13 protein-coding genes are annotated in these 8,243 nt (G+C 53.7%); 3 read left to right on the top strand and 10 right to left on the bottom strand.

All coding sequences use genetic code 11. The annotated features are described in order from the left end of the window. The first annotated feature begins 73 nt into the window (after positions 1-73). Positions 74-846, top strand: a protein-coding gene (locus CPJ18_RS02750; protein WP_413786034.1) for an IS5 family transposase whose coding sequence is annotated in 2 segments (ribosomal slippage) — positions 74-410 and positions 410-846 — 774 coding nt in all. Because the reading frame shifts where the segments join, the coding sequence is not laid out codon by codon here. 86 nt (positions 847-932) lie between these two features. Here CPJ18_RS02750 and CPJ18_RS02745 read toward each other — a convergent pair. The 10 genes from CPJ18_RS02745 to CPJ18_RS02695 all read right to left on the bottom strand — a co-directional run bounded on the left by CPJ18_RS02745 (position 933) and on the right by CPJ18_RS02695 (position 7,149). Then, positions 933-1,949 (bottom strand): ankyrin repeat domain-containing protein, encoded by a 1,017-nt coding sequence (locus CPJ18_RS02745; protein WP_103656889.1) that lies wholly within the window; start codon positions 1,947-1,949, stop codon positions 933-935. Between the two features lie 90 nt (positions 1,950-2,039). Further along, entirely contained in the window at positions 2,040-2,480 is a 441-nt protein-coding gene (locus tag CPJ18_RS02740) for a hypothetical protein (protein ID WP_188348526.1), read from the bottom strand. 278 nt (positions 2,481-2,758) lie between these two features. Next, positions 2,759-3,022 carry a hypothetical protein gene (locus CPJ18_RS02735; protein ID WP_103656888.1) on the bottom strand — a complete coding sequence of 88 codons (264 nt, stop codon included), beginning with the start codon at positions 3,020-3,022 and terminating at the stop codon, positions 2,759-2,761. A 210-nt stretch (positions 3,023-3,232) separates the two neighbouring features. After that, the gene (locus CPJ18_RS02725; RefSeq protein ID WP_167397815.1) at positions 3,233-3,985 is read right to left on the bottom strand and encodes a deoxynucleotide monophosphate kinase family protein; all 753 of its coding nucleotides are present in this window, start codon (positions 3,983-3,985) and stop codon (positions 3,233-3,235) included. Continuing rightward, a complete protein-coding gene (locus CPJ18_RS02720; protein ID WP_103656886.1) occupies positions 3,982-4,260 on the bottom strand; it encodes a hypothetical protein in 279 nt (92 codons plus the stop codon). Before CPJ18_RS02720 ends, CPJ18_RS02725 begins: the two co-directional genes overlap by 4 nt. Continuing rightward, positions 4,257-4,457: a hypothetical protein gene (locus CPJ18_RS02715; RefSeq protein WP_103656885.1), complete on the bottom strand. Its 201-nt coding sequence runs from the start codon at positions 4,455-4,457 to the stop codon at positions 4,257-4,259. The genes CPJ18_RS02720 and CPJ18_RS02715 overlap by 4 nt, the downstream gene beginning before the upstream one ends. Next, positions 4,458-4,787, bottom strand: a complete 330-nt coding sequence (locus CPJ18_RS02710; protein WP_146258643.1) for a hypothetical protein — start codon at positions 4,785-4,787, stop codon at positions 4,458-4,460. Continuing rightward, positions 4,784-5,521 carry an HD domain-containing protein gene (locus tag CPJ18_RS02705; RefSeq protein WP_245445293.1) on the bottom strand — a complete coding sequence of 246 codons (738 nt, stop codon included), beginning with the start codon at positions 5,519-5,521 and terminating at the stop codon, positions 4,784-4,786. Before CPJ18_RS02705 ends, CPJ18_RS02710 begins: the two co-directional genes overlap by 4 nt. Further along, on the bottom strand, positions 5,521-5,694 hold the full coding sequence (locus CPJ18_RS26740) for a hypothetical protein (protein WP_167397814.1): 174 nt from the start codon (positions 5,692-5,694) through the stop codon (positions 5,521-5,523). The genes CPJ18_RS02705 and CPJ18_RS26740 overlap by 1 nt, the downstream gene beginning before the upstream one ends. Positions 5,695-5,913: 219 nt before the next feature. Further along, the gene (locus CPJ18_RS02695; protein WP_245445291.1) at positions 5,914-7,149 is read right to left on the bottom strand and encodes a metallophosphoesterase family protein; all 1,236 of its coding nucleotides are present in this window, start codon (positions 7,147-7,149) and stop codon (positions 5,914-5,916) included. Between the two features lie 430 nt (positions 7,150-7,579). Here CPJ18_RS02695 and CPJ18_RS02685 point away from each other — a divergent pair, with 430 nt between their 5' ends. Then, positions 7,580-7,786 (top strand): dehydrogenase, encoded by a 207-nt coding sequence (locus CPJ18_RS02685; RefSeq protein WP_103656882.1) that lies wholly within the window; start codon positions 7,580-7,582, stop codon positions 7,784-7,786. A 7-nt stretch (positions 7,787-7,793) separates the two neighbouring features. Continuing rightward, positions 7,794-8,243, top strand: coding sequence for a hypothetical protein (locus tag CPJ18_RS02680; protein WP_245445289.1), 450 nt, complete (start codon positions 7,794-7,796; stop codon positions 8,241-8,243).

Here is an 8,243-nt window from a genome sequence, read left to right as displayed (position 1 = left end):
TAGGCCGCGTCCCCATAAACGGGGTTCATCTTGTTGATGTTGTGTGATTCAATCTCTTTGGAAGGAGATTGGTATGCGCCGTCACGAATTAAGCGACGAGGAATGGGCGGTCATCGAGCCGCTTTTGCCGAACAACAGCCGTGGAATTAAACGCGTTGACGATCGTCGAGTGATCAACGGCATCTTGTGGCGTTTCAGAACGGGTTCGTCCTGGCGAGATGTACCGGAACGCTATGGCCCGCGCACGACGCTTTACAATCGGTTCTCGCGTTGGCGCAAGGCTGGCGTCTGGGACCGCCTTCTTGATGCGGTTTCAAAGCGTTACGATGGAGACATCGTGATGATAGATTCCTCCTGCGTTCGCGTTCACCAGCATGGTGCCAACGCTAAAAAGGGGGCACTGCCGATCCTTGCATGGGACGTTCGCGTGGCGGCCTGACAACCAAAATCCACGCGCTTGTTGATGCCGATGGCCGACCGATCCGACTGGTGCTTACCGCCGGTCAGGCCGCCGATGCACCCATGGCCGAAAAGCTGCTGAGCGACGTGAAGCCTGGAGCAACCCTACTCGCCGACAAGGCTTACGACACAGACGCTATAAGGAACTTCGTCAAGCAACGAAAATGTTGGGCGAATATCCCCGCAAAGGCCAATCGAAAACAGACCTTCAGCTTCAGCCGATGGGTATACCGCCAGCGCAATCTCGTGGAGCGTTTCTTCAACCGCATCAAACAGATGCGCGGCCTGGCCACACGATACGATCGACGCGCAGAAAACTACCTCGCAGCACTCAAGCTTGCAGCGGTAAGAATATGGATCGCTTCATATAATGAGTCCGCGTCCTAGTATTGCCACTGACCGTGGTCGTGTTGCGCTGCTTGCCCTTTACGACAATCGTTTCGAGTTCTACAACCTCCTCGCCATTGGGGGCATCAGTTGCCATTTGGCTTCTCCGGTTTTTTCTGCCGATAGAGGCTTTGATCAATGTAAAGCAGACGATAGAGTTTTGAATCTTTAGGAAGCGCGTAATGAGAGCGCTCCAACAGCAGCCTCATTGCATCGGCATATCTGCCATATTCATCATAGGAACTACCGATTTCGTCCGGGTCGGTTCGAGACCCTGCTTCTAATTCATTGGTTGCTGCGGAAATCATATCCTCCATATAGACGAAAGGGATTTTGTCGTAATATCCCTTCTCCGCGAGATACTGGATACATCTTGCGTTTCTGATCAATGTCACGCACCTAACGGCTATCGGCGTGTCGTGAGTACCCAATTTCCACGGGTCCGCACCCGCAATTAGCAAAATTTTGAACCCCTCAAAATTATCCCCTATGGTTAGCTCTAACAAAGAGTCGGCGTCTGGCCATCTATAGTTAGGGTCTAATCCATTTTTTAAGTAAATCTTGAGAAGTTGGTTGGCATAGGTCTTGTCGAAATAAGCGTCGTTAGGTGCAGGTAGCTGCGCCCCTTCCTGAGTCATGGCTTTGTATATAAAATTCCAGGCCCTGACCTGTTCTGATTCATGGCCAGGATCAATGGAGATATAGGGGTCAGCGCCCGCTTGAAGAAGAGCATCCACAGCTGCTAGGTTATGGCTTTCAACCGCTGTAATAAGCAGCGTGCGACCATATCGATATAATCCATTTGGCTTTCTATCCGGGAAGGATTTATTGATATTGTCTCCAAGCGCCTTTAGCTCAAGCTGGGTTGGGGTTTGACCTAGGAAAATCTTATGTGCAATAGCCCGCATCTCTGGTGGTGCTTTTGCATAATCAATCTCTACGAGCTTGAACCTTGCCTTCTGTTCTTCGTTCAAGTTTTCGTTTTCCATGATAGCGCGGCCTTCCTGGCTAAAATCATTTAAAGCATCGTCTTTTTTTTCATCACTACAACCTGAAACGATCAGCACCGCGATCAAAACGATAATACGAAACAGAAACTGCATTATTGGAAAGCCTCTCCGATGAAATAAAATTGCATCATTTTATTTTGACAATATCCCCTAGAATATCGAATACATCGTCCGCTGAGCCTATTATTCTTTTCCACTAATCGTAATTGTTCCATCAGAATTCAGAACAATTCTACTTTTACCGCAATTCAGAACAAGCTTTTTGCCGGCTTCGATGATAACCTCGTTAACAGCTCTCAGACTGTACTCGTCACCTACGTCGATGCGCTTTAAACGCCCAACATCTTCCATATGGGTGTCGCCAATCTTCTGGCTCTTATTTTTTTGAACGACGAGATGAAGATTACCATCGCCAATCGGAGCTTGGCCTTTGTCACCAAATGCGTAGGCCGCCTGTCCTACACCCTCTACCATATTATCGGCTTGTTGCGGGGTGATGCTCCATTTGTTTGATGGTCCAACCCTTATGTCCATATCTCCACCAATCACCTCAAAATGGTTATTGGTGACCTCGGTGGCCTTGTTGTGCCCACCCAAGCACTTGGCACTCAGAATGGCACCCAAGCGCATTCATCGTTCAAACAGCAAAAAGCAATATTGCCACAACACCATGATTTCATTGAAGGAAAATGGTGCCCGAAGGCGGATTTGAACCACCGACACGCGGATTTTCAATCCGCATTTTACTGTGTGTTTTCTACTAGTGTAGCAATTTCAATTTCGTCTAGACTTCAAATCAACATCAATACGTTAGCCCGACATTGTCTAGATGAAAAATAGACTGATTTTCTGCTTTTGCAAATGAAAAACCCCGCCGTGGTTAGTGTCGGGGTTTTGGTTTTTTAGGTTGGAAGCATCCAGTTTGGGTCGAGGATCGCCAACCTTATCTTCTCTGCTTCGTCATCATTTGGCGAGCAATCAATGATGTCCTGCATATATCGGAAGGCAACTTCGGCGCATCGATTGCGCTCGGCATGGACGGCTCGGGCGATAGCCAATGCACCCTCCGAGGAATCCAGATAGCCACTGGAGCCATTTGCCTCCGCCCAGGCTTTTTCTTGTATGTCTTCGGGAAAGGTCTTCATGAAATCATCAATCGCGCTCATGCCGCATCCTCCAAATATTGGTGATGTATTCCTCGGCTACCCAGAAATGCACAGCCTCTTCCGCCGTATAATTCCACCTCTTCTTTGTACGCCACCATTCTTTCAAAACTGCGACGCCAGCGACAACTCCATGAACGTGATACAGGCGCCCATGGAGTTTGAATTTTGCACCGGCCTTAACCCACTCTGGTAGGTGCTCGGGGATGTGCATTACGCCGCCAACCTCAAATTCCTGCTCAACGCGTCAAATATCGCTCGACACAAATGGTCAACACTTCCAGTATTTTGTATAACCATATCAGCCTCCCCACACCCGGCCTCGCTCACGTGGCTGCCGGCAATACCGCCGCGTCCGACAATCTTCCAGACCACACCGCCAAGCTTGCGCACGTCGTCGGCCTCATTCGGGAACCGGCAATCATCGACGACGACGCGGCCGCCTGCGGCAATGATGAGGTTGACCCGGCGTACCCATAGCCCAATCCAGAAGGACGGCCCGATGCATGCGCGACCCCATTGTGTTCCCAAGGTCTGCATAGCGTGACGCGGCGTTGCGCCCTGAAGCCACTCGCATGGCTCCTCCTTTAGCTCCCCTTCAATCTGCGCCTCGCTAAGGCCAATCGCCCGCAGCATATCCTTAAGTGGGCCTGCGAACTTCACCAGCTGATAGCCGTGCTTTTCGACAAGATACTTGCTGGCCGTGGACTTGCCGCTGCCAGCAAGGCCGGTGAGCGCAATGACGGGTGGCAGCATAGCTGTGCTGCCCTTCCCTATCGCTGCGCCTAGTGCGCACAGCTCGACAGGAACGTTATCATTCGCCGGTACGGCTGCGAGGCAGCCGGTGTCTTTGGATGTGATGGTTTCGCCGAGCGTGAAGTTTGCGCGAAAATCCTCCAGTGCCGAAGCGTAGGCGGCGCGGTTCTTCTCAACGAGTTCGTCAAGCTTATCCAGAATATTGCTCATACCGTCTCCTCAACCTTTTTCTCTTCCTCCACCGTCGGCTTCACAACCGGCCTGAACCGCCGCGCCGCAAATGGTGGATCCTCTTCGCCGAATTGCGGGCACACTCCCCTGTTCACGCCAGCCAGCCTGATGCCAGCATAGTCGCCGCCGAGATACGTGCGGCACATGCCCACCCACGTTGCTCGGTACACCTCCCCGGCACGAATGCCGAGGTATTGCTCTGGAAGGGTGGTGTCGTCGATGCAGATGACTTCGTCTCCTGGGCGGATGTTCATTCCTCGTAAACCTCCCAGACGTAAGTGACGGGCTGGACGTCCCCATCGACCTTCACGAAGGCCTCACCGCTGTCACAGTATCCCTCTCCTCCGTACTCAGACTTGAGGCCGATCATATCGTCGTGCAGGAATAGTCCCGGTCGGCACTCTGCGTAACTGCAAGGCCAGCCTTCTGGGTGGACAACTAAGCGCTTCATCTATGCCGCCTCCTTCAATACTTGCGCCGCACGACGCAGATGGCCGAAGTTCAGATGAAACCCTACATCTGTCTGAGCAAACCGCTCGTCATCCCGCCATTCGCCACAAAGCTTGATTTCTCCCGCCTTTGCGAATGGCGTCAGCGCTTCCTGCAATCGTTCAATAGTGTCTGCCGCCATATCGAAAACAGCATCATCGGTCTTTGTCGGAAGCTGGCGCGTGCCTTTCTCAGGATGCACGCAGGCCATGGTGCGAAGATATTCGACGAGATCCTCAACCGTCTTCGGCCTGTGATCGTCGACAAGCCTTATCTCTACAGTCCCCATCATGCAGCCCTCCCCGCCATCAGGGCATCGAACGTCGCCATGAATTCTCGTTCCGCCTTCTCCGGCGACCAGTACCGCAACCGAACGCCCAGCGGGTTATTGTGTCGCGCATGCCAAGGCATCGGCACCAGATTGACGAGCTCGTCGGCAATGATGCGATTGTCCGAGTCATGCACTTCGTCGGGCAGCTCGCGGTCAATCTGAAACCGTGCCGCGATCGCTAGCCAGTTCTTCTGTTCGATGTCCTTGTAGTTCGTCAGGTAGGGCTTCAACGGGCGGGGAATGTCCACGCAGTACGCTTCTGGCGCATCGTGCAGAAGGCCAGCCAGCGCCACTTCCGGCGCGTGGATTGCGGCAAGGCTGCGAGCGATGAGGACGGAATGTTCAGCGACCGAATAGAAGCGCAGGCAGTGGCCTGCATATCGGCATTGCAGGCTAAGCGAATGCGCAATGTCTTCGATGAAAACTTCGTGCGGTCTTGGGTCGCAAGGCCAGTATTGGCGGCCGGTGTATGTCTGCATGAAGTCGCCGGTGCGGGGCGGTTCGGCTGGCACAAACACGCCGCGCGAAGCGGGGTTATTGCAGTCGGGAATCCACTGGCCTTCGCGGTTGTCATTCGCAGCCACATACTTTTCGAGCGGTCCGAAGGTGGTAGTGGTGAGGTCGGAGTTATACTGTTTCTGAGAAAACGGTATAACCAGCTCTGCCGGTGCGGCTTGTTCTTTTCGCGTCAGCATCACGCGGCCTCCTTCTGATCCCAGAATCTGCAATGCTTGGCACCAAGGCCAGCGTCCTTTTCGGGGTAGCCGTCGCGGACAAGCGTGTCCTCCAGCGTCTCACCGGCAAAAGGCTTGTATTGCTTCGGAAAGCCATGTCGCCATCCGCCTGGCGGGTCGTACATTTGAGTCATTCTTATCTCCTCATTGGTGTGGTGGTTGACCGCCAGTTGGTGACTGGCGGGGTGGGTTGGTGTTTTTCTTCTATTAGCGGTCTTGAAAGAAACTAGGGAACTCACCAAATCTCCAGCACAAACGGGGGTGGCCGAGTGGCTTAAGGCGCCTGACTGATAATCAGGTGTACCTCTAAGGGTACCATGGGTTCGAATCCCATTCCCCCCGCCACCCTTTTTTCACGCCGCCACCTTCATTGGTTCGTTGTCATTGGCAGCATCCATCATCGCCACGCGAACGCGCGACACTTCCCCATATTCCTTGTGGTAACTGATCGACTGCATCGACCGGCCAGACAGGAAGCCAGAGCCGAAATGCCACGCATCCTGAGGCGTTGGTGTCTGGTGCGATTCCGAGATGACCCCGCCACCCTCAGACGCAAACTTGCTCGAGTGGTGGATATGGAAGCCATGAATGAATCGGTGACGAGTAGCACCCCAGTCCTCGGCGCGGCGATGCGCCATGATGCTGGCCATGTCCTTAAGCTTGACCGTATGACCGTGCGTAGCGCCGATCATGACTTTGCCGAACCGGAACCAGAAGAACAGCGAAGGATCGACGTCGACTGTTACGCGGGGCTCGTTGCGATACCAGGCAAGCAAAAAGTACGCGACAGCGACAGATGCATGCTCATCGTGGTTGCCAGGAAGGATACGAACCGTCACCTGCCCGTGGCGGCGAAGGCTGGCGTCGATTGCACGCACGACCAAACGACAGGCGGTCATCAACACCTTCTGATACCTGCCATCGACCTGCAGCGCATTGCCTGAGCGCGCGGTCTTGTTTTCGTTATTATCCGAGTGGAGGAGGTCTCCACCGCCCAACACAATCGCGTTTGCTGAAGGTGGCGTGCGGGCGATTAGATCCTCAATCGCCGAGCCAATGACGCTCTCCGCGATCTTCAAATCCCAGTTCGTATCAGTCTCGCGATGCCATGAGAAAAGGCCGATGTGCCAGTCCGCGAGTGGCGTCAGTGTCAGCAGGTCATCATAGACCTGCGCCGGCGCGGTAATAGGTTCGGCAGGGGCGACGTCAGTGAACGCTCCCTTCAGGATGGCGGCGATATCTACTGGGGAATACTCCACCGCCGTTTTCTGCCACTGCTGGATAACGCGCCCCTCAGCATCGACGAGGGCAGACACGCCTTTGACGACGTGGCCAGTTGGCACTTGAAAACGATCACCGCGCTCCGGCGCTTGCTGAATAAACGTGCCGCTCGGGGTGTTGCTGATGCGGCTGATGCGGAATCCTGGCAGCACTGGTTCAGTGCCAAGAAGGCCAGCTTCGGCTGCGCGTTTGATGCTGTCGTGCAGCGCAGACTTGCCAATACCAAGGGCAGCAGCTGCTTTGATCAGTGTGCCGTGCTCGCGGTAGGCGTCGGCTCTTCGGCGTAGTTCTTCGGTGGGTAGTGGCATGTAGTCCCTCGTGGTGGTGATGCCTTGGTAAGGCAGGCTGGTGAGGCCAAATATGAAGCTATACCGCTTTTACAAATTTGTCAAGGATTTTGGATTTTGAAGAATCCCGATTGACTCTTTCTCTGACCGGAACATAATAAGAACATGCAGAGAAGAGAGATCAACAAAAAGTTTGATGAATGGTGGGAAACGCAAAATGAATTCACTGCGCGAGACCGCCATAAAGCGCGCCGTATGTTCGCGGTTGCATGCACTCACGTCGTGAAGCCGCAGAGCTACAGATTTCAGTCCGGACGCTGGATCGTTACCGTTCAAGCACGAACAGAAGACGACGCCAAAGTCATGGCACTCGCAAAGCTTAATGAGCGCGCGCGAAAGTTTATGACCAAGACGCCACCGGGTGGATGGGGAATTCGCAGGATCGATGGAGATGAAATTGCGCCCACAGTTTGAAACACCAGAAGCAGATCCTGTCGACCACGTGTTGGCATGGCACGACGGCAATGAGCGGGAAGCGATAAAAACACTGCTGGACGACATCCAGCACCTGCGCGGCCAACTTGCTATGGCGACGCTCGCAATGGGCAAGGGTTATACGCGGGGGTGGGTTCCAAGCGAGGAGCGCGATGCCGTCTGAGGGAGCCATGCTTCTCTCGGACTATGGAGGCGAACCCGTCGGCGTAGTCTGTGAGAGGTGCCAAACGCTGAAATTTCTAAACGTCGCAGAGCTCATGTTGGAGTTCGGCGATTTGCCAATGCCAACGTTGCTGCATCATATCTCGCAAAGCGTGCTCAAATGCGAAAAGACGATGGTCGGGTTTTCCGATCGTTGTGGCATCTCTTACTACAAGCGGGCGAACCCGATTGAGCAGTTGGCAAAACCAGCATCGAGCAGAAAAGTATCAGAACTGAGGGCTTGGGAGGTCGTTGTCGTCAAATGCAGGTTCTGCGGCCATGTATCCAACATACCTCAATGGCGGATGAGGAATGTCGATAAAGACAAGTCTCTGGATCAACTCGGATCGCAGATGCGTTGTCAGAAGTGCCGCAAAAGAGGCGAAGTGAAAATCACTGTCGCGAAGATGCCGAGGTGA

Origin of the sequence: Agrobacterium rosae (assembly GCF_002915175.1) — a bacterium.
GTDB lineage: Bacteria > Pseudomonadota > Alphaproteobacteria > Rhizobiales > Rhizobiaceae > Agrobacterium > Agrobacterium rosae.
This window is presented reverse-complemented; position numbering and strand designations above follow the sequence as displayed.